Source organism: Variovorax sp. GW821-FHT09D07 (assembly GCF_059416345.1).
The window spans coordinates 72,297-97,338 of sequence record NZ_JBWKOY010000011.1; the positions used below are offsets into that span (position 1 = coordinate 72,297).

General features: G+C 66.4%; 25 protein-coding genes. 11 read left to right on the plus strand and 14 right to left on the minus strand.

Annotated features, from left to right (window positions below):
• Positions 1-10: 10 nt before the first annotated feature.
• The 14 genes from AC07OX_RS28200 to AC07OX_RS28265 form a co-directional block, all read right to left on the minus strand.
• A complete protein-coding gene (locus AC07OX_RS28200; protein WP_495262925.1) occupies positions 11-1,141 on the minus strand; it encodes a Gfo/Idh/MocA family protein in 1,131 nt (376 codons plus the stop codon).
• A 37-nt stretch (positions 1,142-1,178) separates the two neighbouring features.
• Complete coding sequence (locus AC07OX_RS28205) at positions 1,179-2,144, minus strand: substrate-binding domain-containing protein (RefSeq protein ID WP_062480193.1); 966 nt, start codon at positions 2,142-2,144, stop codon at positions 1,179-1,181.
• A 51-nt stretch (positions 2,145-2,195) separates the two neighbouring features.
• Complete coding sequence (locus tag AC07OX_RS28210; RefSeq protein WP_369630433.1) at positions 2,196-3,200, minus strand: ABC transporter permease; 1,005 nt, start codon at positions 3,198-3,200, stop codon at positions 2,196-2,198.
• Positions 3,190-4,725 (minus strand): sugar ABC transporter ATP-binding protein, encoded by a 1,536-nt coding sequence (locus tag AC07OX_RS28215; RefSeq protein WP_495262891.1) that lies wholly within the window; start codon positions 4,723-4,725, stop codon positions 3,190-3,192. Before AC07OX_RS28215 ends, AC07OX_RS28210 begins: the two co-directional genes overlap by 11 nt.
• Entirely contained in the window at positions 4,722-5,891 is a 1,170-nt protein-coding gene (locus AC07OX_RS28220; RefSeq protein ID WP_139705568.1) for an ROK family protein, read from the minus strand. The genes AC07OX_RS28215 and AC07OX_RS28220 overlap by 4 nt, the downstream gene beginning before the upstream one ends.
• 249 nt (positions 5,892-6,140) lie before the next feature.
• Entirely contained in the window at positions 6,141-6,560 is a 420-nt protein-coding gene (locus tag AC07OX_RS28225) for a F0F1 ATP synthase subunit epsilon (protein ID WP_062480186.1), read from the minus strand.
• A gap of 18 nt (positions 6,561-6,578) precedes the next feature.
• On the minus strand, positions 6,579-7,994 hold the full coding sequence (gene atpD, locus AC07OX_RS28230; RefSeq protein ID WP_492699628.1) for a F0F1 ATP synthase subunit beta: 1,416 nt from the start codon (positions 7,992-7,994) through the stop codon (positions 6,579-6,581).
• Between the two features lie 43 nt (positions 7,995-8,037).
• On the minus strand, positions 8,038-8,913 hold the full coding sequence (gene atpG, locus AC07OX_RS28235) for a F0F1 ATP synthase subunit gamma (protein ID WP_062480182.1): 876 nt from the start codon (positions 8,911-8,913) through the stop codon (positions 8,038-8,040).
• A 33-nt stretch (positions 8,914-8,946) separates the two neighbouring features.
• Entirely contained in the window at positions 8,947-10,560 is a 1,614-nt protein-coding gene (gene atpA, locus AC07OX_RS28240; RefSeq protein WP_062480180.1) for a F0F1 ATP synthase subunit alpha, read from the minus strand.
• Positions 10,561-10,607: 47 nt separating this feature from the next.
• Complete coding sequence (locus AC07OX_RS28245) at positions 10,608-11,138, minus strand: F0F1 ATP synthase subunit delta (RefSeq protein ID WP_062480178.1); 531 nt, start codon at positions 11,136-11,138, stop codon at positions 10,608-10,610.
• A gap of 7 nt (positions 11,139-11,145) precedes the next feature.
• Complete coding sequence (locus AC07OX_RS28250) at positions 11,146-11,616, minus strand: F0F1 ATP synthase subunit B (protein ID WP_062480176.1); 471 nt, start codon at positions 11,614-11,616, stop codon at positions 11,146-11,148.
• 33 nt (positions 11,617-11,649) lie between these two features.
• Positions 11,650-11,919 (minus strand): F0F1 ATP synthase subunit C, encoded by a 270-nt coding sequence (gene atpE / locus AC07OX_RS28255; protein WP_056576471.1) that lies wholly within the window; start codon positions 11,917-11,919, stop codon positions 11,650-11,652.
• A 49-nt stretch (positions 11,920-11,968) separates the two neighbouring features.
• Positions 11,969-12,847 (minus strand): F0F1 ATP synthase subunit A, encoded by an 879-nt coding sequence (gene atpB / locus AC07OX_RS28260; protein WP_095747009.1) that lies wholly within the window; start codon positions 12,845-12,847, stop codon positions 11,969-11,971.
• Between the two features lie 26 nt (positions 12,848-12,873).
• Complete coding sequence (locus AC07OX_RS28265) at positions 12,874-13,344, minus strand: ATP synthase subunit I (RefSeq protein WP_056576477.1); 471 nt, start codon at positions 13,342-13,344, stop codon at positions 12,874-12,876.
• 137 nt (positions 13,345-13,481) lie between these two features.
• Here AC07OX_RS28265 and AC07OX_RS28270 point away from each other — a divergent pair, with 137 nt between their 5' ends.
• From AC07OX_RS28270 to AC07OX_RS28320, 11 genes are all read left to right on the plus strand, one after another.
• Positions 13,482-14,375, plus strand: coding sequence for a D-amino acid aminotransferase (locus AC07OX_RS28270; RefSeq protein WP_495262890.1), 894 nt, complete (start codon positions 13,482-13,484; stop codon positions 14,373-14,375).
• A complete protein-coding gene (locus AC07OX_RS28275; RefSeq protein ID WP_159279646.1) occupies positions 14,372-14,680 on the plus strand; it encodes a YbeD family protein in 309 nt (102 codons plus the stop codon). Before AC07OX_RS28270 ends, AC07OX_RS28275 begins: the two co-directional genes overlap by 4 nt.
• Positions 14,677-15,354, plus strand: coding sequence for a lipoyl(octanoyl) transferase LipB (lipB, locus tag AC07OX_RS28280; protein ID WP_062480168.1), 678 nt, complete (start codon positions 14,677-14,679; stop codon positions 15,352-15,354). Before AC07OX_RS28275 ends, lipB begins: the two co-directional genes overlap by 4 nt.
• A gap of 7 nt (positions 15,355-15,361) precedes the next feature.
• On the plus strand, positions 15,362-16,345 hold the full coding sequence (gene lipA, locus AC07OX_RS28285) for a lipoyl synthase (RefSeq protein ID WP_062480166.1): 984 nt from the start codon (positions 15,362-15,364) through the stop codon (positions 16,343-16,345).
• 412 nt (positions 16,346-16,757) lie between these two features.
• Entirely contained in the window at positions 16,758-18,653 is a 1,896-nt protein-coding gene (dxs, locus tag AC07OX_RS28290) for a 1-deoxy-D-xylulose-5-phosphate synthase (protein ID WP_495262889.1), read from the plus strand.
• Positions 18,654-18,687: 34 nt separating this feature from the next.
• Positions 18,688-19,629, plus strand: a complete 942-nt coding sequence (locus tag AC07OX_RS28295) for an SAM-dependent methyltransferase (protein WP_369630436.1) — start codon at positions 18,688-18,690, stop codon at positions 19,627-19,629.
• Positions 19,630-19,656: 27 nt separating this feature from the next.
• Entirely contained in the window at positions 19,657-20,580 is a 924-nt protein-coding gene (locus tag AC07OX_RS28300) for an SAM-dependent methyltransferase (RefSeq protein WP_495262888.1), read from the plus strand.
• A gap of 2 nt (positions 20,581-20,582) precedes the next feature.
• Positions 20,583-21,665: a terpene synthase family protein gene (locus AC07OX_RS28305; RefSeq protein WP_495262887.1), complete on the plus strand. Its 1,083-nt coding sequence runs from the start codon at positions 20,583-20,585 to the stop codon at positions 21,663-21,665.
• Between the two features lie 56 nt (positions 21,666-21,721).
• Positions 21,722-22,789: a terpene synthase family protein gene (locus AC07OX_RS28310; RefSeq protein ID WP_495262886.1), complete on the plus strand. Its 1,068-nt coding sequence runs from the start codon at positions 21,722-21,724 to the stop codon at positions 22,787-22,789.
• A gap of 10 nt (positions 22,790-22,799) precedes the next feature.
• The gene (locus tag AC07OX_RS28315) at positions 22,800-23,921 is read left to right on the plus strand and encodes a terpene synthase family protein (RefSeq protein ID WP_495262885.1); all 1,122 of its coding nucleotides are present in this window, start codon (positions 22,800-22,802) and stop codon (positions 23,919-23,921) included.
• The gene (locus tag AC07OX_RS28320) at positions 23,918-25,042 is read left to right on the plus strand and encodes a Rieske 2Fe-2S domain-containing protein (RefSeq protein WP_495262884.1); all 1,125 of its coding nucleotides are present in this window, start codon (positions 23,918-23,920) and stop codon (positions 25,040-25,042) included. The genes AC07OX_RS28315 and AC07OX_RS28320 overlap by 4 nt, the downstream gene beginning before the upstream one ends.

The window sequence follows — 25,042 nt, forward strand, 5'->3', positions numbered from 1 at the left end:
CCGTGCGCGGCTACCAGGGCGTCCACTTTAATTCGCTTCCAGCCGACGCCACCGTGCGCTCGATGAAGCGCACGCCGCGCGCCCCGTCTTCCACGCGCGGATAGTCGGCCGCCAGCGGATCGGCCACCTGCCCCGCGAGCCGCGCGCGGATGTCCGCCGCCACGCCCGCATAGACGTTCGCGAACGCCTCGATGAAGCCTTCGGGATGGCCGGCCGGCAGGCGGCTCGCGCGCCGCGCCGACTCGCACAGCCAGGGCGCGCCGCGCGTGAGCACGCGCCGGGGCCCGTCGTGCGGCAGGTGCACGAGCTGGCTCGGCTGCTCCTGGCGCCATTCGAGCGTGCCCAGCGTGCCGGAGACGCGCAGGCGCAGGTCGTTCTCCAGCCCGGTGTTGATCTGCGAGGCCACCAGCACGCCGCGCGCGCCGCCCTGGAAGCGCAGCAGCAGGCTGCCGTCGTCGTCGAGCAGGCGGCCCGGCACCAGCGCGCCGAGGTCGGCGCACAGGCTCTCGATCTCCAGGCCGGTGACGGTGGCCACGAGGTTCTCGGCGTGCGAGCCGATGTCGCCGATGGCGCCCGCCGCGCCGCTGCGCGCGGGGTCGGTGCGCCAGTCGGCCTGCTTGTTGCCGCCCGCGGCTTCCACGTGGCTGGCGAGCCAGCCCTGGTTGTATTCGACGACGACCTTGCGGACTTCACCGATCTGGCCCATGCGCACCATCTCGCGCGCCTGCCGCACCATCGGGTAGCCGGTGTAGTTGTAGGTCACGCCGAACACCGTGCCCTGCTTGGCCACGGTGGCGACCAGCGCGTCGGCCTGCGCGCGCGTGTGCACCAGCGGCTTGTCGCACACCACATGGAAGCCCGCCTCCGCGAAGGCCTGCGCCACCGGGTAGTGCACGTGGTTGGGCGTGACGATCGAGACGAAATCGATGCGCTCATCGGCCGGGCGCTTCAACTCGTCGGCCAGCAGCGCCTGCCAGTCGCCGTGGTTGCGGTCGTCGGCCAGGCCGAGGTCGCAGCCCGAGGCGCGCGCCTTGTCCGGGCTCGACGACAGCGCGCCGGCGACCAGCGCGATCTGGCCGTCGAGCGCCATGGCCTTGCGGTGCACGGCGCCGATGAAGGCGTCGCGACCGCCGCCGACCATGGCGCAGCGCAGGGGACGTGAAGCGATCTCGGTCACCTTAGAACGGCGAATTGGGATGGTAGAAGTCCTTGGCGTTTTCCTTGGTGATCAGCACCGACGGAATGATCGTGGTCGCCGGCAGCTTCTCGCCCTTCAGGCGTGCCTCGGCCGTGAGCTTGATCGCGTCGTAGATGAACTTGGGCGAGTAGCTCACGTCGGCCGTGATGCGCTTGTCCTTGCCGTCCATGATGGTCTTGACCATGTCCTTGGCGCCGGCGCCGCCGAACACGATCTTGATGTCGTCGCGCTTGGCCTGCGAGATGGCCTTGAGCACGCCCACGGCCATGTCGTCGTCGGCGGCCCAGATGGCGTCGATCTGCTTGAAGCGCGTCAGGTAGTCCTGCGTGACCTTGAAGGCGTCGTCGCGGTTCCAGTTGGCGTACTTGGCGTCGAGCAGCTTGATGTCGGGGCTGCCCTTGAGCACCGCGTTGAAGGCGTCCATGCGCTCGTTGTCGAGCGTGGTCGCGATGCCGCGCAGCGCCACCACATTGCCCTTGCCGCCGAGCTGCTTGACGATGTACTCGGCCGGGATCTTGCCGAAGGCCGTGTTGTCGCCGGCCACGTACGCGTCCTGCGCGCTGGTGTCGGTCAGGCCGCGGTCGACCACGGTGACGTACGCGCCCTTGGCCTTGACCTGCGCGACCGGCTTGGTGAGCGCGGCCGATTCGAACGGGAACACGACGAGCGCGTTGATCTTGGTGACCGTCGACAGGTCCTGCAGCTGGTTGGCCTGCTCGGGCGCATTGGCGGCGGTCTTGATCGTGATCTTCAGGTCCTTGTGCTGCTTCTCGAGGTCCTTCTTCGCCTGGTTGGCCCAGTAGTTGATGCCGCCCATGAAGCTGTGCGTGGCCGCGGGAATCGACACGCCGAGGTTGACCTTGTCCGCGGCAAGCGCGGGCAGGCTGGCGGCGAACGCTGCGGTGGCAACCGCCGTGAGCGCGAGGCGTCGGGTGAAAGTCGTCATGCTGGATGTCTCCTTTTTGGTGGTGGAACGGAACGAACGAACAACGAAAAACTAGCGGCGTCCGCGCTGCAGGAACGCGACGACGATGATCACGAAGCCCTGGACGGCTGCGTTGAGGTACACGCTGATGATGCTGGTGAGGTTCAGGATGTTGCTGATGACCGAGAGCAGGATCGCGCCCACCACCGTGCCGGTGATGCTGCCCGCGCCGCCCTTCAATGCGGTGCCGCCGACGATCACCGCGGCAATGGCTTCGAGCTCCCACAGCAGGCCCGTGGTCGGCGAGGCCGAGCCCAGGCGCGGCACGTACAGCAGCGTGGCAATGCCCACGCACACGCCGAGCAGCACGTAGGTGAGGATCTTCACGCGGTCGACGTCCACGGCCGCGTAGCGCGCCACCTGCTCGTTGGAACCGATGGCCTGCACGTAGCGTCCGTAGGCCGTGCGGTTCAGGATGACGCCGCCGATGACCGCGACGATCACGAACACCCACACCGGCACCGGGATGCCCGCGAGGCTCGCGTAGTACACGGGCGCGTAGAGATCGGACAACTCATTGTCGAGCGTGAGCGCGCCGCCGTCGGCAAAGTACGTGAGGTACGCGCGGAAGATGCCCAGCGTGCCCAGCGTCACGATGAAGGGCTCGATGCGGCCCTTGGTGATGAGCAGGCCGTGCGCCAGGCCGAACAGCGCGCCGAGCACCACGGCGAGCACCGCGCCCATCATCACCGCCATCAGCGGCGAGCCCGAGGCGGGACCGGCCCAGTTGATGAACATGATCACGCTGCCCGCGATGAGCGCGGCCATCGAGCCCACCGACAGGTCGATGCCGCCCGAGATGATCACGAAGCACATGCCGACCGCGATGATGCCGATGAAGGCGGTGCGCGTGAGCACGTTCATCGCGTTGTCGACGGTGGCGAAGTCGCCGTTGAGCAGCGTGCCCGCGATGCACAGCAGCACGAGGCCGATGACCGGGCCGAGGCCGTGCAGGCGCTCGGTCCAGCGCGGCTTGCCTTCGCTGCGGTGTGGCTGCTGAGCGGCGTCAGGCTGCATGGGTGTCTGCGGTTCCGGTGGCATGAGCGATGAGCTCCTCTTCAGTCAGGTGGGTCGCGTCGAGCGTGGCAACGAGCCGGCCCGCGCGCATCACCGCGACGCGGTGGCACAGGCCGATCAGTTCCATCAGCTCGGACGAGACGACGATCACCGCGAGGCCTTCGCGGGCGAGTCGCTGGATCAGGAAATAGATGTCGCGCTTGGCGCCGATGTCCACGCCGCGCGTGGGCTCGTCGAGCACCACCACCTTGGGCTGCGGCTGCAGCACCTTGGCGAGCGCGAGCTTCTGCTGGTTGCCGCCCGACAGCGACGAGGCCCGCACGTCGAGCGAGCCGGTGCGAATGCCGTAGTCCTTCACCGCCTCGCCGAGTGCCGCGCGTTCCGCGTCGGGCTTGAGCCAGGGCTGCGCGTAGCGCTCGAGTGCCATCAGCGTGAGGTTCTGGCGCAGGCCGAAGTGCACGTGCAGGCCCTTGCCCTTGCGGTCTTCGCTGAGGTAGGTGAGGCCGTGCTTGGCGGCATCGCGCGGGTTGCGCCAGCCCTTGCCGTGCGGCACGGGCTCGCCGCGCATCTCGACGGTGCCGCTGGCGGGGCGCAGCCCGAGCAGGCCTTCGAACAGCTCGGTGCGGCCCGCACCGACGAGGCCCGCGAAGCCGAGGATTTCGCCGGGGCGCACCTCGAAGCTCGCGTCCTGCGCCCAGCCGGGCACGCTGAAATTGCGCACGCGCAGGGCGGGCTTGTCGGCGGCCACGACGAGGTCGCGCGGCGGGTACAGGTCGGCGAGCTCGCGGCCCACCATGAGGTTGGCCATCTGCTGGCGCGAAACCTCGGGCGTGGGTGCGCGCGCCACGAAGCGGCCGTCGCGCATCACGATCACCTCGTCGGTGACCTGCTCCACTTCGTCGAGCTTGTGCGAGATATAGACGATGGTCACGCCGTCGGCGCGCAGCTGCGCGATGAGCTTGAACAGGCGCTCGGTTTCGCCGGGCGTGAGCGTGGCGGTGGGCTCGTCCATGACGAGCAGGCGCGCGCGGCGGGCGATGGCTTTCGCGATCTCGACGAGTTGCTTCTCGGCGACGATGAGGCGACGCACCTTGGTGCGCGGGTCGATGGCCAGGCCCACGGCGGCGAGCGCGGCGGCGGCATCGCGCTCCATCGCGGCGTCGTCGAGCAGCCAGCCCTTCTTCTTTTCGTGGCCCAGGAAAATGTTCTGCGCCACGCTGAGGTCTTCGGCGAGGTTGAACTCCTGGTGGATCAGCACGATGCCCAGCGCTTCGGCATCGCGCGAGCTCGTGAAGCTTTGCGGCTGGCCGTTGATGCGCAAGGTGCCGCTGGTCAGCGACTCGTAGCCCGACAGGATCTTCATCAGCGTGGACTTGCCCGCGCCGTTCTCGCCCAGCAGCCCGTACACGCGGCCCGGCGCGAGCGCAAAGCTCACGCCGTGCAGCACCTGCACGGGGCCGAAGGCCTTCACCACGCCGTCGAACTCGACGGCCACGCTGCCCTTGGTTGCCACGGCGTTCGTCATGGCGCTACCCCGCGGGCCTTGAGCGTTTCCTGCATCGCCAGCACGCCCGCGCCGACGAGGCCGCCCTGCGTGCCCAGCGGCGTGTACTGGATCTCGAGGTGCCGCGTCGACAGCGCGAGCGAGCGCTGGTAGACGCTCTGGCGCACGGCCGCGAGAAACAGCGGCCCGATGCGCGTGATGCCGCCGCCGATGAACACGTGCGAGGGATTGAAGAAGTTGACGACCGACGCGAGCATCTGCCCGATCAGGCTGCCCGCGCGCTGGATGATGGCGTTGGCCGCCGGGTCGCCGCCGCGGCTGGCCTGCCCCACGTCGAAGGCATCGATGCGCCCACGCGTGCGCAGGCATTCGGCGAGCGTCGCGCTTTCGCCGGCTTCGGCGGCCTGCATCGCCATGCGCGTGATCGCGGGGCCGGCCGCCATCGCCTCGACACAACCCAGGTTGCCGCAATGGCAGCGCGGGCCTTCCTGGTCGACGCAGATGTGGCCCACGTCGCCGGCCGAGCCGGCCGCGCCGCGGTACACCTCGCCGTGGCAGACGATGCCGCAGCCGATGCCCGTGCCGATCTTGATGACGAGGAAATTGGAGAGCGAGCGCCGCAGCCGCCACAGCTCGCCGAGCGCCATCAGGTTCACGTCGTTGTCCACGAACACGGGCGCCGCATAGTCCTCGCGCAGGTAGTCGCGGATCGAGAAGCTGTCCCAGGCCGGCATGAGCGGCGGGTTCACGAGCTGGCCGATCTCGAAGTTGACGGGGCCGGGCACGCCGATGCCGATGCCCAGGACGTTCCGTGGGCCCTGCCCGCAGCGGGCCAGCAGTTCGCGCATGAGCACGCGCACGCGCGCCAGCACCACGGCCGGGCCTTCGCGCACATCGGCGGCTTCTTCGTGCTGGGCCAGCACCGTGAGGTCGGGACGCAGCACCGCGACGTCCAGGCTGGTGGCGCCGATGTCGATGCCGACGAGCACGCCGAGTTCGGCATTGAGCTGGAGGTTTTCGGCGCGGCGTCCGCCCGAGGAGCGCTGCAGGCCGGCCTCGGCCAGCAGGCCCTGGTCGACCAGGCCGGCGATGAGCGCGTTGGCCTTGCTCTTGGAGAAGCCCAGCTGCTCGGCCATGGCATGGCGAGAGCCGCCGGCCGACCAGAAGGTCGATTCCAGCAACCGCATTTCGTCGGTCGTGATGCCACTCCAGGGTGCCACGCGTGTTGTCTCCGCTCTTCTTGTGGGAAAGGCGCCGGTCAAGAAAGCACCGGTCGCCGGGCGAAGGCGAATACTAGGAGGGCATCTTCAGCCGGGCAAGGCTGAACTTCGACCTATTTCAGATCGAACACATCTTCATCCCGGCTGGGACGGACGAAAAAAAGCCGCCCGGAGGCGGCTTTTTCTTGGCTTCTGCCCGAGGGCAGCGGCTCTGGTTTACTTCTTCTGGCGGTACTTGCGCAGCGCAGCGATCTGCGCAGCCATCACGGCCAGTTCCGACTGCGCCATCGCGATGTCGATGTCGCTCTTCGCGTTCTTCAGCGCTTCCTCGGCGGCCGCCTTGGCCTTGTTGGCCTTCTCGTCGTCGAGGTCCTTGCCGCGGATCGCGGTGTCGGACAGCACGGTGACGGCGTCGGGCTGCACTTCGAGGATGCCACCGGCCACGAAGACGAACTCTTCGCCGCCGTCGGCCGTCTCGATGCGCACGGCGCCGGGACGGATGCGCGTGATCAGCGGCGTGTGACGCGGATAGATGCCGAGCTCACCGGCTTCACCGGGCAGCGCGACGAACTTGGCTTCGCCCGAGAAGATCGACTCTTCCGCGCTGACCACGTCGACGTGAATGGTGTTTGCCATCTGAGTTCCCATGCCGCCTTAGGCGACCTTCTTGGCTTTTTCGAACGCTTCGTCGATGGTGCCGACCATGTAGAACGCTTGTTCCGGCAGGTGGTCGGCTTCGCCGTTCACGATCATCTTGAAGCCGCGGATGGTTTCCGACAGCGGCACGTACTTGCCCGGCGAACCCGTGAACACTTCGGCCACGTGGAACGGCTGCGACAGGAAACGCTGAATCTTGCGGGCGCGGGCCACGGCGAGCTTGTCGTCGGGAGCCAGTTCGTCCATGCCCAGAATCGCGATGATGTCGCGCAGTTCCTTGTAGCGCTGCAGCGTGCCTTGCACGGCGCGGGCCACGTTGTAGTGCTCTTCGCCGACCACGTTCGGGTCGAGCTGGCGCGAGGTCGAGTCCAGCGGGTCCACGGCGGGGTAGATACCCAGCGAAGCGATGTCACGCGACAGCACCACGGTCGAGTCCAAGTGGGCGAAGGTGGTGGCGGGCGACGGGTCGGTCAAGTCGTCGGCAGGGACGTACACGGCCTGGATCGAGGTGATCGAGCCGACCTTGGTCGACGTGATGCGCTCTTGCAGGCGGCCCATTTCCTCGGCCAGCGTCGGCTGGTAGCCCACGGCGGAAGGCATGCGGCCCAGCAGTGCCGACACTTCGGTACCGGCCAGCGTGTAGCGGTAGATGTTGTCCACGAAGAACAGCACGTCACGGCCTTCGTCGCGGAACGACTCGGCGATGGTCAGGCCGGTCAGGGCCACGCGCAGACGGTTGCCCGGGGGCTCGTTCATCTGGCCGTAGACCATGGCGACCTTGGAGTCTTCGAGCTTCTCGAGGTTCACGACGCCGGAGTCGGCCATCTCGTGATAGAAGTCGTTGCCTTCACGGGTACGTTCACCCACACCGGCGAACACCGACAGACCCGAGTGAGCCTTGGCGATGTTGTTGATGAGTTCCATCATGTTCACGGTCTTGCCCACGCCGGCACCACCGAACAGGCCCACCTTGCCGCCCTTGGCGAACGGGCACACCAGGTCGATCACCTTGATGCCGGTTTCCAGCAGGTCTTGCGACGGCGACAGTTCGTCGTACGCGGGAGCCTTGCGGTGGATGGAGGCCGTGACTTCCTGGCCCACATCGCCGCGCTCGTCGATCGGGCGACCCAGCACGTCCATGATGCGGCCCAGCGTGGCCTTGCCGACCGGCACGGTGATCGGAGCGCCGGTGTTGGTGACGATCAGACCGCGGCGCAGGCCGTCGGACGAGCCCAGGGCAATCGTGCGGACCACGCCGTCGCCGAGCTGCTGCTGAACTTCCAGGGTCAGGCCACCGCCTTCGAACTTCAAGGCGTCGTACACCTTGGGCATCTTGTCGCGCGGAAATTCCACGTCGACCACAGCGCCAATACACTGAACGATCTTGCCTTGAACTGCTTCTGCTTGAGCCATGTCTGCTCCGATAAAAATTTAAATCTGTTGAGGTCCGAAGGGCTCAGACACCGGCGGCCGCCGCAGCGCCCGAAACGATTTCCGAGAGCTCCTTGGTGATGCCGGCCTGGCGGGTCTTGTTGTAGACCAGCTTCAGCTCGCTGATCACATTGCCTGCGTTGTCGGTGGCAGCCTTCATGGCCACCATCCGCGCCGAATGCTCGGACGCCATGTTTTCTGCCACGCCCTGGTAGACCAGCGACTCGACATAGCGGACCAGCAGCTCGTCGATCACGCTTTGCGCATCGGGCTCGTAGATGTAGTCCCACGAGTGCTGACCTTCCTCGACTTGCAGCGAGTCCGCGGCCAGCGGCAGCAGCTGCTCGACGAGCGGCTCCTGCTTGATCGTGTTGATGAACTTCGTGTAGCACAGGTACACGGCCGAGAGCTTGCCTTCCGCGTAAGCGTCCAGCAGCGTCTTGACCGGGCCGATGAGCTTGTCCAGATGCGGCGTGTCACCCAGGTGGGTGACGTGCGCCACCACGCGGGCACCGATGCGGTTCAGGAAGCCCAGGCCCTTGCTGCCGATGGCGACCGACTCGATCGCCACGCCGGCCGACTGCGCTTCGCGCAGCTTGGCCGTCACGGCACGCAGCAGGTTGGTGTTCAAGCCACCGCACAGGCCCTTGTCGCTCGTCACGATGATGAAGCCGATCGCCTTGGCGTCGTTCTTCTTCATGAAGGCGTGCGTGTACTCGGGATTCGCCTTGCCAAGGTTCGCCGCGATGTTGCGGATCTTCTCGCTGTAGGGGCGTGCGGCACGCATGCGCTCTTGCGCCTTGCGCATCTTGGAAACCGAGACCATTTCCATGGCCTTGGTGATCTTCTTGGTGTTCTCCACCGATTTGATCTTGCCGCGGATTTCCTTACCAGCTGCCATATGAGCTCCTTCTTGCGTCGGTCAAAAGGTCGCTCAGGCGAACGACTTCTTGAACGAGGTGGCTGCTGCCAGCAGTTCGGCTTCGGCGTCCTGGCACACCTTCTTGAAGGCCTGCTTTTCCGCGCTGTCGTCCGGCTTGGCCGGCTTGACGTCCCACTTGGCACCATGCTTTTCCATGGTTTCGAGCAGGGCGGCGTGGCTCGTCTTCAGCAGCTGGTGGAAGCCGTGTTCGAACGGGAGCACCTTCTTGACGTCGATGTCGTCCATGAAGCCCTTGTTCACTGCGAACAGCGTGGCATTCATCAGCGAGATCGGCAGCGGGCTGTACTGGGTCTGCTTGAGCAGTTCCGTCACGCGCGCACCGCGGTCGAGTTGCTTGCGGGTCGCTTCGTCGAGGTCGGAAGCGAACTGCGCGAACGCGGCCAGTTCACGGTACTGGGCCAGGTCGGTACGGATACCGCCCGACTGGTTCTTGATCAGGTTGGTCTGCGCCGACGAGCCCACACGCGACACCGAGATACCGGCGTTGATGGCGGGACGGATGCCGGCGTTGAACAGGCTGGTTTCCAGGAAGATCTGGCCGTCGGTGATCGAGATCACGTTGGTCGGAACGAAGGCGGACACGTCGCCGGCTTGCGTTTCGATGATCGGCAGGGCCGTCAGCGAACCGGTCTTGCCCTTGACTTCACCCTTGGTGAAGGCTTCGACGTAGTCGGCGTTCACGCGGGCTGCGCGCTCGAGCAGACGGCTGTGGAGATAGAACACGTCGCCGGGGTAGGCTTCGCGGCCTGGCGGGCGGCGCAGCAGCAGCGACACCTGGCGATAGGCCACGGCTTGCTTGGACAGGTCGTCATAGACGATCAGGGCGTCCTGGCCACGGTCGCGGAAGTACTCGCCCATCGTGCAGCCCGAGTAGGCCGACACGTACTGCATGGCAGCCGATTCGGAAGCCGATGCGGCCACCACGATGGTGTAGTCCATCGCGCCGGCTTGTTCCAGCGAGCGCACCACGTTCTTGATCGACGAAGCCTTCTGGCCGATCGCAACGTAGACGCAGGTCATGTTCTGACCCTTCTGGTTGATGATCGCGTCGATGGCCACGGCGGTCTTGCCGGTCTGGCGGTCACCGATGATCAGCTCGCGCTGGCCACGGCCGACGGGCACCATCGAGTCGATGGACTTCAGGCCGGTCTGCATCGGCTGGTCCACGGACTTCCGTGCGATCACGCCCGGAGCGACCTTTTCGATCACGTCGGTCATCTTGGCGTTGATCGGACCCTTGCCGTCGATCGGCTGGCCCAGTGCGTTCACCACGCGGCCGATGAGCTCGGGGCCCACGGGCACTTCCAGGATGCGGCCCGTGCACTTGACGGTGTCGCCTTCGGAGATGTGCTCGTACTCGCCCAGAATCACGGCGCCGACCGAGTCGCGCTCGAGGTTCAGCGCCAGGCCGAACGACGGCGTGCCGTCAGCCGTGGGCGGGAATTCCAGCATTTCGCCTTGCATCGCGTCCGACAGGCCGTGCACGCGCACGATGCCGTCGGTCACCGAGACCACGGTGCCCTGGTTGCGGATGTCGGCGCTGACGCCAAGGCCTTCGATACGGCTCTTGATCAGTTCGGAAATTTCTGCGGGATTGAGTTGCATGACTCTTTCCTTCTTTCAATAAATAGGGCCAACCGCGGCTCGCCGCCTCAGGCGGTGAGCGCTGCTTTCATTTGTTCGAGACGCGCCTTGACGGAGGTGTCGAGGACTTCGTCCCCCACCACCACACGGATGCCGCCGATCAGCGAAGGATCGGATTCCACACGCGTGTTCAGCGGGCGACCGAAACGGCGCTGCAGTGCCACGGCGACCTCGGCGAGACTCGCCGCGTCGATCGGGAAGGCGCTGTAGATCACCGCGTCGGCCGTGCCGCCCTTGGCGTTCTTGAGCTCGCGGTACTGGGCCGCGACTTCAGGCAATGCAGCAAGCCGGCCGTTGTCGATCACCGTGCGCAGGAAGTTCTTGCCGGTGTCCGGCAAGGCTTGCGGCAGCAGACCGGAGATCAGATCGAAGATCTGTTCCGGCGACACCTTCGGGTCGGCAGCGAACTGCAGGAGCTGCGGATCGGCAGTGATGGCGGCCAGCTGGCCGATCCATCCGGCCGTGCCTTCGAGGTCGCTCGAAGTAGCCCCGAAGAGCGCGTCCGCGTAGGGGCGGGCAATGGTCGCAAGTTCGGCCATATCGTCCTCAGAGCTCGGTCTTCAGGCGCTGGAGCAGGTCGGCGTGGACACCGGCATTGACTTCCTTGCGGAGAATCTGCTCGGCACCCTTGACGGCCAGCGCAGCAACCTGCTCACGCAGGGCTTCACGGGCACGCACGGACTGCTGTTCGGCTTCGGCGTGCGCGTCGGCCACGATCTTGTTGGCCTCCACCGTTGCACGGCCCTTGGCCTCTTCGATGATCTGCTGGGCGCGGCGCTCGGCATCGGCCAGGCGGCTGGTGGTCTCGTTGCGAGACTGAACCAGTTCCTGCTCGACGCGCTGGTTGGCGGAAGCGAGTTCAGCCTTGGCCTTCTCGGCGGCCGCCAGGCCCGCAGCGATCTTTTGTGCGCGTTCATCCAAAGCCTTCGCGATGGGCGGCCACACGAATTTCATCGTGAACAGCACCAGCAGCAAGAAGACGATGGCCTGAACGAACAGGGTCGCGTTGATACTCACGGCAACACCTTTCTGGAGTGGCGTTGAACCGGCTTACTTGGGCAGGTTGGCCAGCAGGGTCGCGGCGAACGGGTTGGCGAAGGCGAACAGCAGGGCGATGGCCACGCCGATCAGGAAGGCCGCGTCGATCAGACCAGCCAAGATGAACATCTTGGTCTGCAGGTCGTTCATGAGCTCAGGTTGACGGGCCGACGATTCCAGGAACTTGCCACCCATCAGCGCGATGCCGATGGAAGCACCGATGGCGCCGAGACCGACGATCAGACCACAAGCGAGAGCGACGAGACCGAGAATGTTTTCCATGATGACTCCTTAGAACAGATTTAAAGCAAACGAAAAGAAAAAGGGAAACTCAATGCGCCTCATGCGCCTGGCCCAGATAGATCAGGGTCAGCATCATGAAGATGAAAGCCTGCAGCGTGATCACCAGGATGTGGAAGATCGCCCAGACAGTGCCGGCAATGATGTGCCCGATGGGCAGCAACACACCGGAGAACGAGGCCGCCATGGCACCACCCATGAGGGCGATGAGCATGAAGACGAGCTCGCCCGCATACATGTTGCCGAACAACCGCATGCCGTGCGAGACCGTCTTGGCCAGGTACTCGATGACCTGCATCAGCAGGTTGACGGGCCACAGCAGAGGGTGGGCACCGAAGGGCGCGGTGATCAGCTCGTGGCCCCAGCCGCCCAGGCCCTTGACCTTGACGCTGTAGAAGAGGCACAGGAGCAGCACGGAAGTGGAAAGACCGAGCGTGGTCGAGAGGTCGGCGGTCGGCACGGCACGCATGTAGGCGTGGTGCGGATCGTGGCCCAGCGCCGAGTAGACCTGGGTCCAGATGGCCGGCAGCAGGTCGACCGGCAGCATGTCCATCGCGTTCAGCAGGAAGATCCAGACGAACACGGTGAGCGCCAGCGGGGCAATGAACTTGCGGCTGGCGGCGTTGTGCACGTTGGCCTTGGCCTGGTTGTCGACCATCTCGACCAGGATCTCGACCGCCGCCTGGAAACGGCCGGGCACGCCGGGCGTTGCCTTGCGGGCAGCCAGCCACAGCACGAAGCAGCCCAATGCGCCGATGATCAGCGCGTAGAGCACCGAGTCGAGGTTGATGACGTTGAAGTCAACAATGGCGGATTGAACGACGGGCTTGAGGCTCCAGTCGACTTGCCAGTGCTGGAGGTGGTGAACGATGTATTCACTCGCGGTCGGGGCGTGTCCTTCGGCGGCCATCTTTCAGCGTCTCTCTTCCAAAACAGTCAAATCCGGTTCAAAAATTTGGGCCGCACCAACAGTGCCACCCAGTACATCTTCATGGCGACCACCACGCCAGCCACCATGGCCAGCCAGACGAGCCCCCCGATCAGCCACGGCGCCGCGGCCAGCAAGGCAACGGTCAGCGCGATCTTGATCATCTCCCACACAAAAAACCTCAACATGACAGCCTGCGACGGCATGCCCGGTTTGCGCCGGACACCGCGGACAAACAAGGCCGCGGGGATCGCTACTGTCATGGCTCCGTAAAACGCCGAGATCGCAGCCTCGGATCGCGCCGTCCAGATCCACGCCAGGCAAGCTACCACCACGCCTGCAGCCACTTGGGCTGCGATCACCCACCAGGGTGACAGCTCGGGGTTTTGCTCGCGCAACTTCTGGGCCTCTTCGGCCGTGAGTGGCTTGAAATCGGATTCTTCGGCGTCAACCTCAGGGACAGGGGCGTTGGTTGTCATTCGAATGCACCCCGTGTTTGTCCCCGGAGAATTTTACAAAGCCATTGATTATAAGTAAAACCTAGCGGGGTCCCGCCATAACGTGACACTTCGTCGACAGTTCTGCACCGAGTGTGGCGTCCGCCCATAATTTGCGGATGCAAGACATCACCTCGGCACTGCCCGACACGCCGTGCTTTCTCAACGGCGAATTCACCCCCCTGCGCGACGCGAAGATCAGCGTCCTCGACCGCGGCTTCATCTTCGGCGACGGCATCTACGAAGTGATCCCCGTCTACTTCGGCGTGCCCTTCTGCTTCGATGAACACATCGCGCGCCTCGAACGTTCGCTGGCCGAGCTGCAGATCGACAACCCCTACTCGCGCGACGAATGGCGCGCCATCGCGACGCAGCTTGCCGCACCGCAGGGCAAGGCACCGCAGGCGATCTACTTCCAGGTCTCGCGCGGCGTGGCACCACGCGACCACGTCATGGTGCGCGGCCTGCGCCCCACCGTGTTCGCGATGGTGAACCCCCTGCCGCCCGTGGCCGATGCGGTGCGCGCCAAGGGCGTGACCTGCGTCACCGCCGACGATTTCCGCTGGCAGAAGGCCCACATCAAGAGCACCAGCCTGCTGGGCGCGGTGCTCGCACGGCAGATCAGCGTCGAGGCCGGCGCCACCGAAACCGTGATGTTCCGCGGCGACTGGCTCAGCGAGGCCTCGTCGAGCAACGTGTGGATCGTGAAGGACGGCACGCTCATCGGCCCACCGAAAGACAACCTCGTGCTGACCGGCATCCGCTACGGCCTCCTCGAGCGCCTGTGCCAGGACAGCGGCATTCCCTTCGCGCTGCGGCGCGTGTCGCGCGACGAGGTGTTCGGCGCCGACGAGCTGCTGCTGTCCTCGGCCACCAAGGAAGTGTTGCCCGTTGTCACACTCGATGGCCAGACCATTGGCAATGGCCATCCCGGCCCCATCTACCAGAGCTTGTATGCCGCCTACCAACAGGCCAAGCAACGCAACGCCGACGCGCCAGGAGCCACCGCATGACCGACACCCCGACCCCCACCGACACCGCATCGATCCCCGATCCGCGCAAGGAATCGCTGATCGAGTACCCCTCGCAGTTCCCCATCAAGGTGATGGGCGCGAAGGTCGACGGCTTCGTGCACGCCATCACGCAGATCGCCGAGCGCTTCGACCCGGCCTTCGACGCCACCACGGTCGAGCTGCGCGACAGCAAGGCCGGCAACTACCTGGGCGTGACCATCACCGTCACCGCCACCAGCCGCGAGCAGCTCGACGACCTCTACCGCGCCCTGTCCGCGCACCCGATGGTGAAAGTCGTTCTTTGACGCCCCTCGAAGCGCAGTGGCTCGGCCGGGCCGACTACCTCGCCACCTATGCGGCGATGCAGCGCTTCACGCAGGAGCGCACGCCCGAGACGCCCGACGCGCTATGGATCTGCGAGCACGACCCGGTGTTCACCCAGGGGCTGGCGGGCAAGACCGACCACATCCTGGCCCCCGGCCCGATCCCGGTCGTGCAGACCGACCGGGGCGGGCAGGTCACCTTCCACGGCCCCGGCCAGGTGGTGGCCTACCCGCTCATTGACCTGCGGCGCGCGGGCTACTACGTCAAGGAATACGTCTACCGCATCGAGGAATCGGTGCTGCGCACGCTCGCCCACTTCGGCGTGACGGGCCACCGCGTGGCGGGCGCGCCGGGCATCTACGTGCGCCTGGACGACCCGTTCTCGCACGCCGCTCTCACCGGCCCGATGCCCGGCGCCGACCCGTTCCGCGGCCTGGGCAAGATCGCCGCGCTGGGCATCAAGGTGAGCCGCCACGCCACTTACCACGGTGTGTCGCTCAATGTCGCGATGGACCTCGAACCCTTCTCGCGCATCAACCCTTGCGGCTACGCGGGGCTGCAAACGGTCGACCTTTCTACAATCGGCGTCCAAACCACATGGGAAGAAGCCGCCAAAGTGCTGAGCCAAAAGCTCGGGGCTTTCCTGGCTCCTTGACACACCAATGAGCACCACCGAAGTCGTCCGCGACGCCCAGAGCGCCGAAACCTACAACCCGCTGGCCAAGCAGAAGGCCGCGGCCAAGCTCTCGCGCATCCCCGTCAAGGTGGTGCAGACCGGCGAAGTGCTCAAGAAGCCCGAGTGGATCCGCGTCAAGGCCGGCAGCCCGACCACGCGCTTCTACGAGATCAAGCAGATCCTGCGCGAAAGCAACCTGCACACGGTCTGCGAAGAAGCCTCGTGCCCGAACATCGGCGAATGCTTCGGCAACGGCACGGCCACCTTCATGATCATGGGCGACAAGTGCACGCGCCGCTGCCCGTTCTGCGACGTGGGCCACGGCCGCCCCGACCCGCTGGACAAGGACGAGCCGCTCAACCTGGCCAAGACCATCGCCAAGCTGCGCCTGAAGTACGTGGTGATCACCAGCGTCGACCGCGACGACCTGCGCGACGGCGGCAGCCAGCACTTCGTCGACTGCATCAGCAACATCCGCGAGCTCTCGCCGATGACGCAGATCGAAATCCTGGTGCCCGACTTCCGCGGCCGCGACGACCGCGCGCTGGAAATCCTCAAGGCCGCGCCGCCCGACGTGATGAACCACAACCTGGAAACCGCGCCGCGCCTGTACAAGGAAGCACGCCCGGGCAGCGACTACCAGTTCAGCCTGAACCTGCTGAAGAAGTTCAAGGCGCTGCACCCGAACGTGCCGACCAAGAGCGGCATCATGGTCGGCCTGGGCGAAACCGACGAAGAGATCCTGCAGGTGATGCGCGACATGCGCGCCCACGACATCGACATGCTGACCATCGGCCAGTACCTGTCGCCGTCGGGCTCGCACCTGCCGGTGCGCCGCTACGTGCACCCCGACACCTTCAAGATGTTCGAGGAAGAGGCCTACAAGATGGGCTTCAGCCACGCGGCCGTGGGCGCGATGGTGCGCTCCAGCTACCACGCCGACCAGCAGGCGCACGCCGCCGGCGTCTGACGGCACCGCCCGATCGCCCGCCATGCGCGGGCGTCGGCGCCCCCTCCCTCCTCTCCCCCCTGACCTCGCACCACGGCCGTTTTCGAACGGCCGTGGCGGTCGTGCGCGCGCGCCGCGCCATCCAAAAAACTGATTAAAACCTCGGGGGTAAATAACCCGGGGTATCAAAAAATTTGCAGCCGCATTCGCTTGCGTGCGTCAAATCCATCCCCTACGCTGACCTCCTGATTTCGCCCGACCCGGAATTAAAAACCCGGAGCCGACGCGCTTTCAGGTTCCCTCGGAGGCTTTGACAAGGAAATTGAACCGTCAATTTCCAAGGCATTGTTTCGTCCGAAATTAGCCAGTACCGCATCGCATAAAGAATTCAGTCGCCACGGCCCGCGCGTTTCCATCTCACGGAGAAACCGGAATGCATGCCCTGCTCGAAGCCATCGATTCGCCCCATTCGCTGCGCCAGCTCGGCATTGCGCAATTGCCGGGCCTTGCGGATGAATTGCGATCCTTCATCGTCGACAGCGTGTCGCGCACGGGCGGCCACTTCGCCTCCAACCTGGGCACGGTCGAGCTGACGGTCGCCCTGCACTACGTGTTCAACACCCCGCGCGACCGCATCGTCTGGGATGTCGGCCACCAGAGCTACGCCCACAAGATCCTGACCGGCCGGCGCCAGGCCATGCCCACCTTGCGCCAATTCGGCGGTATTTCCGGATTTCCACGGCGCACCGAATCCGAGCACGATCATTTCGGCACCGCGCATTCCAGCACCTCCATTTCCGCCGCCCTGGGATTTGCACAGGCCGCCCGCATTTCCAATTCGAGCGACCACGCCATTGCGGTGATCGGCGATGGGGCCTTGAGCGCCGGCATGGCCTTCGAGGCCATGAACAATACACAGGCCTGCGGCCGCTTATTGGTGATATTGAACGACAACGACATGTCGATTTCACCGCCCGTCGGCATGCTGCGCCTTTATCTGGGCGGATTGATTTCAGAACGCGCCTATGCCAGCGCCAATGAAGCCAGTTGGCAAAGATTGCGCGCCATGCGCCCGACGCTGGCCCCCTGCGAGCCCTCGGAGCTCGGCCTGTCGCCCGCCACCCTGTTCGAGCAATTCGGCTTCCACTACACCGGCCCGATCGACGGCCACGACCTGGGCGCGCTGATCCCGGCCCTGCAGAAGCTGCAGGCGCAGCCGGGCCCGCAGTTGCTGCACATCGTCACGCAGAAGGGCCACGGCTACCGCCCGGCCGAGCAGGACCCGGTCCTGTACCACGGCCCCGGCAAGTTCGACCCCGCCGTCGGCATCAAGACCGCCCCCGCGTCAGCCCCCGCCAAGCCGACCTACGCCCAGGTCTTCAGCGACTGGCTCTGCGACGAAGCCGAGGCCGATGCGCGCGTGGTCGCCATCACGCCGGCCATGCGCGAGGGCTCGGCCCTGATGGACTTCGAGCGCCGCTTTCCCGAGCGCTACTTCGACGTCGGCATCGCCGAGCAGCACGCCGTGACCTTCGCCGCGGGCCTCGCGGCGGCGGGAATGCGGCCCGTGGTCGCCATCTACTCGACCTTCCTGCAGCGCGCCTACGACCAGCTGATCCACGACGTGGCGCTGCAGAACCTGCCGGTCGTGTTCGCAGTCGACCGCGCCGGCATCGTCGGCGCCGACGGCGCGACGCACATGGGCGCCTTCGACGTCGCCTACCTGCGCTGCATTCCGAACATGGTCGTGATGGCCGCCTCCGACGAGGACGAGTGCCGCCAGATGCTGCACACCGCCCTGCGCCACGACGGCCCGGCCGCCGTGCGCTACCCGCGCGGCGGCGGGCCCGGCGCGCTGCCCGTGCGTGCGCTGCTGCCGCTGCGCATCGGCCGTGGCCAGGTGCGGCGCGAATCGACGCAGCCGATGGGCGCGCGCATCGCCATCCTGGCCTTCGGCACCATGGTCGCGCCCAGCCTGGCCGCCGCCGAACGGCTCGACGCCACGGTCGCCAACATGCGCTTCGTCAAGCCGCTCGACGCCGACCTAGTGCTCTCGCTCGCCGAGACGCACGACGTGCTCGTGACCGTCGAGGAAGGCTGCGTGATGGGCGGCGCCGGCGCCGCCTGCCTCGAATCGCTGGCCGCGCAGGGCGTGCTGATTCCGTCGCTGCAACTGGGCCTGCCCGACCAGTTCGTCGAACACGGCGACTGCGCCAGATTGCTCGCCGCCCACGGCCTGGATGCCGACGGGCTGGTGCAGTCGATCCAGGCGTTCTTCGATGCCCACGCCCCCGCGTTCCGCACGGCTCGCATGAGCCTCGTTTCCTGAAACCCACCGTGACCGCCAGCCACAGGAGAACCCGATGAGCACAGCCACCGCACGCCGCATCGACGCGCCCGCCCCGCCTTCGCTTCAAGTGATCCGGGGTGCCGAGGCCAACCCGTACCACGCCAAGGTCGAGTACACCTACCAGGACGACCCCGAGGACTGGCGCAAGGCCATCGGCGAGGACCTGATGTTCCAGTTCGGCGTCTACGACGACCCGCGCTCGGTGCCGCCGATCTCGCTCAACGAATCGGGCCTGCGCTACTTCGACCAGCAGATGGAGATCGCGGGCCTGGACCAGCCCCCGCCGTTCCCCATCCGGCGCATCCTCGACGTGGGCTGCGGCTGGGGCTTCGGCCTGCGCTACCTCGCGGAGCACTTTCCGCAGTGCCGCCAGCTCGACGGCATCAACATCAGCGAGACGCAGCTCGCGCACTGCGCCCGCTACCACGCCCAGCAGCACCTGAGCGACCGCGTGAACCTGTACCTGTGCGATGCGCAGGACGTCGCCCTGCTGCCCAACCCCGACACGCCCTACGACCTGGTGACGATCCGCGGCGTCATCTCGCACTTTCCCAACGACCTGTACGAACGCTCGATGAAGCAGGTCGCCGCGCGCATGCGCCCGGGGGCCAAGGTCGTCATCTCCGACAACCTCTACAACATCCCGCTGGACAACTACCGCTCGGACATCGAGGACGAGGTCGACCGCCTCGCCTGCAAGCACCGCAAGACGCCGGCCTACTTCCGCCGCGTGCTCGAAGACAGCGGCTTCGTGGTCGAAGACATGCGCGTGCTCCCCCGCAACATCGACGTGGCGCGCTGGTTCACCGACGTGAAGGAAAACATCGAGAAGAACTTCACGCCGGACACCATCCCGCCGCCGCTGGAAGAGCTGCGCGTCATGGCGGTCAGCCTCTCGGTCGCGCTGATCAAGGACAAGTTCTCGACCTACAGCGTCATCGCGCGACGCCTCTGAATTTCCCCCACCAGGAGCGCCCACACCATGCAAGCATCCGCGCAAGCCGTCGGCATCGACGTCATCCACAGCCGCAGCCTCGACCACTACCAGGACAAGATCGAGCAGGTCTATGCCGACACGCCCGACCAGTGGCGCAAGGCGATCGGCAACGAGCTCTGGTACCAGTACGGCGTGTTCGACGAGAAGATGGACCCGCACGACCTCCCGCTCGACGCCTCCGGTCGGCGCCACATGGAGCACCAGTTCGAGCTGGCCGAACAGGCCGGCGCCGACCTCTCGCCGGCCACCGTGCGCCGCGCGATCGATATCGGCTGCGGCTGGGGCCCGGTGCTGAAGTTCATCGCGCAGCGCTACCCGCAGTGCACGCGCATCGACGGCGTGAACGTGAGCCGGCCGCAGCTGGAGTGCGCGCGCGAACTCATCGCGCACGAGGGCCTGGCCGACCGCGTGCGGCTGTACCAGTGCAACGCCAAGGACATCGGCGAGCTGCCCGATCCGCAGGTGCCCTACGACCTGGCCATCCTGCGCGGCAGCCTGATCCACTTCACGCCCGAGGTGCTGGAGCAGGCCATGGCCTCGCTGTCGGCGCGCATGCGCACCGGCGGCACGGTCATCATTTCGGAGAGCCTCTACAAGGTGGACCTGGCGACCTACAAGTCGCACATCCCGGACAAGGTCGACCGCGCCGCATCGGGCTACCGCAAGACGCCCGACGGCGTGAAGCAGGTGCTCGAGCGCCACGGCTTCGCGGTCCTCGACCAGCGCGTGCTGCCGTCGAACGCGGAGGTGATCCGCTGGTACGGCCTGGTCAAGGACAACCTGGACGCGCACCACCCGACCAGCAAGACGGCCACGTTCACCGAGCTGCGCGACATCGCGGTGAGCTTCTCGGACGCGCTGGCCAAGGACAAGGCCTCGTCGTTCAGCTTCATTGCGCGGCGGACCTGAGCATGCCCGAACCGACCCCGTTCGCCCAAACCCTGGCCCGCATGCCCGAACTGGGCAGCAAGGTCCATCTCCCCGACCCGGGCCTCACGCTCAAGCCCACCTGGCACCCGCAGAACAACGCCATCGAGGCGCGGCTGGCGGTGGACGACCGGCCCTATGTGCTGGCGCACTTTCGCAGCGAGAAGGCCACGGCCGCCTACCTCGGGCAGCGCGTGCCAGCTTATGGCGGCCTGTGCTACCCGCACGCGAAAGCGGACCGCATCTATTCCGTCATGCGCATGATGAATGCGGGGACCCTGATGGACGATGCCTTCACGCCCCTGGAGCTGAGCGCCGACCAGCGCCCGCGCGACGAACTCCTGCGCCACTACCTCGATGCCCTGGAAGGCATCCTGCCGCCTGCCAGTGCGCCGCTGCCCCGGCTCCTGTTCGACACGCTGCCGCCCATCCAGGCGCAGCTGGCGCAAAAGCCCCGCGTCTGGGAGCGCATGAAGGCCGGCATCCGCAGCCAGCTGGTGCGCATGGCCGATCCGCTGGCCTACCAGATGGACACGCTGACGCTGGATGGCTACATGGACCTGCGCCGCGACAACGCGTTCGGCGAGTACCTGACCATGCTGACCGAGTACGCCCTGGACGTGGACATGACCGATGCGCTGGCCGAAGACGCATCGCTGCGCGCGGTCCGCACCGCGGCCATGGACGCGGTCATCCTGGTGAACGACTTCTTCTCGTTCCGCAAGGAGGTGCCGGCGAGGGATTCGCTCAACGCCATGTGGGTGCTGATGCGCGAGGAGGGCCGGGACCTGCAGCAGGCGGTCTATCGCCTGGCCGCGCTGTGCGCGCGCAACGAGCAGGCGTTGATCCGGTCGCGCGACGCAGTGCTCGCCGGCCCCCTTGGGCAACGCCCCGACGTGCGCGCCTACGTGCGCGAGCTGGAATACATCAGCTCGGGCAACGCGGAGTGGTGCGTCATCACGCGGCGCTACCACCTCTCGGACCAGCGCTTCGTTTCCGGCGAAGTGACCATCGCGGCGGCTCCGACGCTGGACGACATCGCGGCGGCCGACGCGCGCGCCGCCTGAACCTGCGCCACACCGACATCCCCACGCACTTCGATCCATTTCACAGGAGCAGATGCATGAATGCCGTTCTCGAAAGCACCACGTCCGCGGCGCTGGAGCCTCCCCCGAAATTCGTGATCCCCGAGATGTTGAAAGCCATCCGGCCGCGCATCAACACGAGCTACCCCTACATCAAGCGGCTGCATGCGCAATGGCTGTACGAGAACTACGGCAAGCCGGAGCCGGGCAGCCTGCACGGCGCCATCGAGCGCATGGATTCGCTCTACGACGCCAGCGTGTTCCCGGACGGCATTCCGGAGCGGGTCGCGCACCACGCGAGCATCCTGACGCTGATCTTCCAGTGCGACGACCTGACGACCAGCGACCCCGAGCAGTGCGCGAAGATCATCGCCGAAGACCCCGACGCCCACGACGCGCGCGTCATGGAAGGGCTCTGGCAGACCATCCGCCAGCATGCGCCCAGCGACGCGGTGTACCAGCGCCTGCGCGGCCGGTGGACCCGCTGGATGCACCACCTCAAGGTCGAGAAGGAATTTCGCGACAACTGGGTCAACGAAGACATGGAGAGCTTCCTCAAGGTGCGCCTGATGTCCAGCGGCATGCAGCCGTACATCGCCGCCATGGAATACGTGCTGGACATCGACGTGTCCGACCTGATCGAAGACCCCGACATGAAGCGCGCGGTGGACCTCGTCAGCTGGCACTGTGCGTTCACGAACGACGTGTATTCGTATGCCGTCGAGTACTACTCCACCGAGGACACGCTGAGCTCGGTCCTCATCATGCGCAACACCCGCGGCCTCGACGCGCAGCAGGCCATCAGCGCCGTCTGCGAAATGATGGAAGAGATGTACGCGGAGCTGGCCGGCCTGATCGCCCGGCTGCACGAGCGCTATGCCAATCACCCGCTGGGCGCGCGCCTGCACCTGTACCTGGACACCTACCTCCTGATGGTGGTGGGCACGCTGCAGTGGCACATCGAATCGCCGCGCTACGGCGGACACGGACACATCTGGAACGGGCTGCCCATGCGGCATGTGGATGTGAGCCTGGCGGGCACCGACAAGATGGAGGGCGCGGGCGCCCCGCAACAGGCACCGGTCGGCTCTGTCTACGTGTCGTAGAGACCGCGCCATGAAGCTGCCGTATTTCGAGTGCCCCATTCCCAGCGCCATTCATCCCGGGGCGGCGCAAGCGGATGCGCAGTCGGTCGCCTGGATGCGGCGCTTCTCCCTGTGCCTGAACGACACCGAACGCGACCGCATGGCCCGCTCCGGCTGCGGCGAACTCGCGGCCCGCATCGTGCCCGACGCCACGCCGCAGACCCTGCAGATCCTCTCGGACTTCTTCATCTGGAACGTCTCGTTCGACGACGAGTACTGCGACGAAGGTCCGCTGAGCCGGCAACCCGGCCGGCTGGCCGGCGTGCTGGCGATGATCCATCGGGCGATCGAGACGCCGGAAGACAGCGCGCAGGTCGACGACCGCTATGCCGCCGCCATGTGCGACATCCGCCGCCGCCTGGACGCGCACGCCACCGCCGACCAGATGGCCCAGTGGCTGGCCGCCATGCGGGGATGGTTCTTTGCCGAGGTCTGGAAGGCGGGCAACGTGGCGTCGGGCCATGTCCCCTCGCTGAACCAGTACGGGCTGCTGCGCCTGTACAGCGGGGGCGGCCTGGCCTTTCCCACGCTGGCCGCGATCGCCGAAGGCTATGCGGTGCCCACCGACCTCCTGGAGGATCGACGCGTCAGGGCGCTCGCGGAAATGGCGCTCACGCTGGCCACCTGGAGCGCCGACATCGTGTCGTACGAGAAGGAGGTGGCGCGCGAGCAGGGCGGGCACAACCTGATCAGCGTGATCCAGCACGAATCCCGGTGCACGCCCACAGCGGCGGCTGCACGGGCCGTCGCCATGTACATGGAGATCATGCAGCTCTTCCTGGGCCTGCGCGGCGAGCTCATCGCCGCCGGCACCTCGCCCGCGCTGCAACGCCACGTGCAAAGCCTGGGCCGCATCGTCAGGGCCACGTTCGACTGGTGCCACGGCTCCGAGCGCTACGTGCAGGACGGCGTGCCCGACGAAGCCGGGCCGCAGGGCGCCCCTGTGCCGAAGGCGGAATCCACTGCGTCCGCCATCCCGTGCATCGCCTGGTGGTGGACGCACGACCCCGCGGCGCAGGAAGCCCGCCGGGGCACGCCGGCCCTGCACGTCGCAAGCCAGGGTGAACGCGCCCGTGCGGGAGCGCTCCCATGAACCCGCCCACGATGCCGCGCGTGATCGATGCGGCCTTCCAGGAAGCGGGCCATCTCGCGCCGCCCCTCACGGCAAGCTGCGGTCCGGCCGCGCACACCATCGGCCTGCAGCAATTTCGCAGCATCGTGGGCGAAACACGCCGCCCGCTGCCCTATGCCGAGGGCTGGTTCCTGGGGTGCTTCTCCAGCGAGCTCGCGCGAGGGCAGGTGCTGACGGTGCCGTTCATGGGGCAGGAACTCGTCCTGTACCGCACGCACGCCGGGCTCGCCCGCGTCGTCGAGCCGTACTGCCCGCACCTGGGCGCGCACCTGGGCCACGGCGGCAAGGTCGACGGCGAGAGCCTGGTGTGCCCGCTGCACGGGCTGGCCTATGGGCCGGACGGCGGCTGCGTGCGCACCGGGCATGGCGAGCGGCCGCCGCGCGCCGCGCTGACCGCGCGCCACGCCCGGGAAATCGACGGGGCCGTCCTGGTGTGGGTCGACCATGCGGGCCGCCCTCCCCAGTGGGACGTGTCGCACCACGACCTCGGCGACTTTTCTTCCGCCTGCTACATCCGCAAGACGCTGGACGGCTACGCGCACGATGCGGTGGAGAACGGCGCCGACATGGTTCATTTCGGCTGGCTCCACGGGCTCTCGGACATGACCATGTCTCACCGGGCGGAGGACTGCAGGTTCGAGATCTCGCTATCGGCCCGCTGGAAAGGGCTGCACATCCGTGGCGAATTCATGAACTACGGCGTCGGCTATGTGATGGGCTCGTTCGAGATGCCCGATCTGGGCGTGCGGCTGCAGACGCAGGTCTTCTTCACGCAGATCGCACCGCTGAAATGGAAGCTGGCGATCGCGGATCGGCTGCGCATCGTGCGGCTCGGCCGCGCGCCCCGCATGCTGAGGAGCGCGATCTACGCCGTGCTCACGCCGATCGCCAGCCGATGGATGCGGTGGTTCATCGAACCGGACTTTCCGATATGGAATGCCAAGAGTTTCATCAAGCATCCCAGGCTGACCGCGGGCGACAAGACCCTCATCGTCCACCGGCGCTGGGCGTCGCAGTTCTATCCGGGCGGCCTCGTGGACGATCCCGGCGCACTGCATGCGGGAGACCACCATGCCCCTTGA

What these genes read in the sequence shown, in the direction of transcription:
- AC07OX_RS28320 (WP_495262884.1), top strand. Translation starts at nt 23,918, where the DNA reads ATGAACCCGCCCACGATGCCGCGCGTGATCGATGCGGCCTTCCAGGAA.
- AC07OX_RS28245 (WP_062480178.1), bottom strand. Translation starts at nt 11,138, where the DNA reads ATGGCCGAACTTGCGACCATTGCCCGCCCCTACGCGGACGCGCTCTTC.
- AC07OX_RS28225 (WP_062480186.1), bottom strand. Translation starts at nt 6,560, where the DNA reads ATGGCAAACACCATTCACGTCGACGTGGTCAGCGCGGAAGAGTCGATC.
- AC07OX_RS28295 (WP_369630436.1), top strand. Translation starts at nt 18,688, where the DNA reads ATGAGCACAGCCACCGCACGCCGCATCGACGCGCCCGCCCCGCCTTCG.
- AC07OX_RS28220 (WP_139705568.1), bottom strand. Translation starts at nt 5,891, where the DNA reads ATGCGGTTGCTGGAATCGACCTTCTGGTCGGCCGGCGGCTCTCGCCAT.
- AC07OX_RS28305 (WP_495262887.1), top strand. Translation starts at nt 20,583, where the DNA reads ATGCCCGAACCGACCCCGTTCGCCCAAACCCTGGCCCGCATGCCCGAA.
- dxs (WP_495262889.1), top strand. Translation starts at nt 16,758, where the DNA reads ATGCATGCCCTGCTCGAAGCCATCGATTCGCCCCATTCGCTGCGCCAG.
- atpG (WP_062480182.1), bottom strand. Translation starts at nt 8,913, where the DNA reads ATGGCAGCTGGTAAGGAAATCCGCGGCAAGATCAAATCGGTGGAGAAC.
- AC07OX_RS28210 (WP_369630433.1), bottom strand. Translation starts at nt 3,200, where the DNA reads ATGCAGCCTGACGCCGCTCAGCAGCCACACCGCAGCGAAGGCAAGCCG.
- atpE (WP_056576471.1), bottom strand. Translation starts at nt 11,919, where the DNA reads ATGGAAAACATTCTCGGTCTCGTCGCTCTCGCTTGTGGTCTGATCGTC.
- AC07OX_RS28205 (WP_062480193.1), bottom strand. Translation starts at nt 2,144, where the DNA reads ATGACGACTTTCACCCGACGCCTCGCGCTCACGGCGGTTGCCACCGCA.
- AC07OX_RS28300 (WP_495262888.1), top strand. Translation starts at nt 19,657, where the DNA reads ATGCAAGCATCCGCGCAAGCCGTCGGCATCGACGTCATCCACAGCCGC.
- atpA (WP_062480180.1), bottom strand. Translation starts at nt 10,560, where the DNA reads ATGCAACTCAATCCCGCAGAAATTTCCGAACTGATCAAGAGCCGTATC.
- atpD (WP_492699628.1), bottom strand. Translation starts at nt 7,994, where the DNA reads ATGGCTCAAGCAGAAGCAGTTCAAGGCAAGATCGTTCAGTGTATTGGC.
- AC07OX_RS28270 (WP_495262890.1), top strand. Translation starts at nt 13,482, where the DNA reads ATGCAAGACATCACCTCGGCACTGCCCGACACGCCGTGCTTTCTCAAC.
- AC07OX_RS28200 (WP_495262925.1), bottom strand. Translation starts at nt 1,141, where the DNA reads ATGGTCGGCGGCGGTCGCGACGCCTTCATCGGCGCCGTGCACCGCAAG.
- AC07OX_RS28215 (WP_495262891.1), bottom strand. Translation starts at nt 4,725, where the DNA reads ATGACGAACGCCGTGGCAACCAAGGGCAGCGTGGCCGTCGAGTTCGAC.
- atpB (WP_095747009.1), bottom strand. Translation starts at nt 12,847, where the DNA reads ATGGCCGCCGAAGGACACGCCCCGACCGCGAGTGAATACATCGTTCAC.
- AC07OX_RS28310 (WP_495262886.1), top strand. Translation starts at nt 21,722, where the DNA reads ATGAATGCCGTTCTCGAAAGCACCACGTCCGCGGCGCTGGAGCCTCCC.
- AC07OX_RS28265 (WP_056576477.1), bottom strand. Translation starts at nt 13,344, where the DNA reads ATGACAACCAACGCCCCTGTCCCTGAGGTTGACGCCGAAGAATCCGAT.
- AC07OX_RS28315 (WP_495262885.1), top strand. Translation starts at nt 22,800, where the DNA reads ATGAAGCTGCCGTATTTCGAGTGCCCCATTCCCAGCGCCATTCATCCC.
- AC07OX_RS28275 (WP_159279646.1), top strand. Translation starts at nt 14,372, where the DNA reads ATGACCGACACCCCGACCCCCACCGACACCGCATCGATCCCCGATCCG.
- lipA (WP_062480166.1), top strand. Translation starts at nt 15,362, where the DNA reads ATGAGCACCACCGAAGTCGTCCGCGACGCCCAGAGCGCCGAAACCTAC.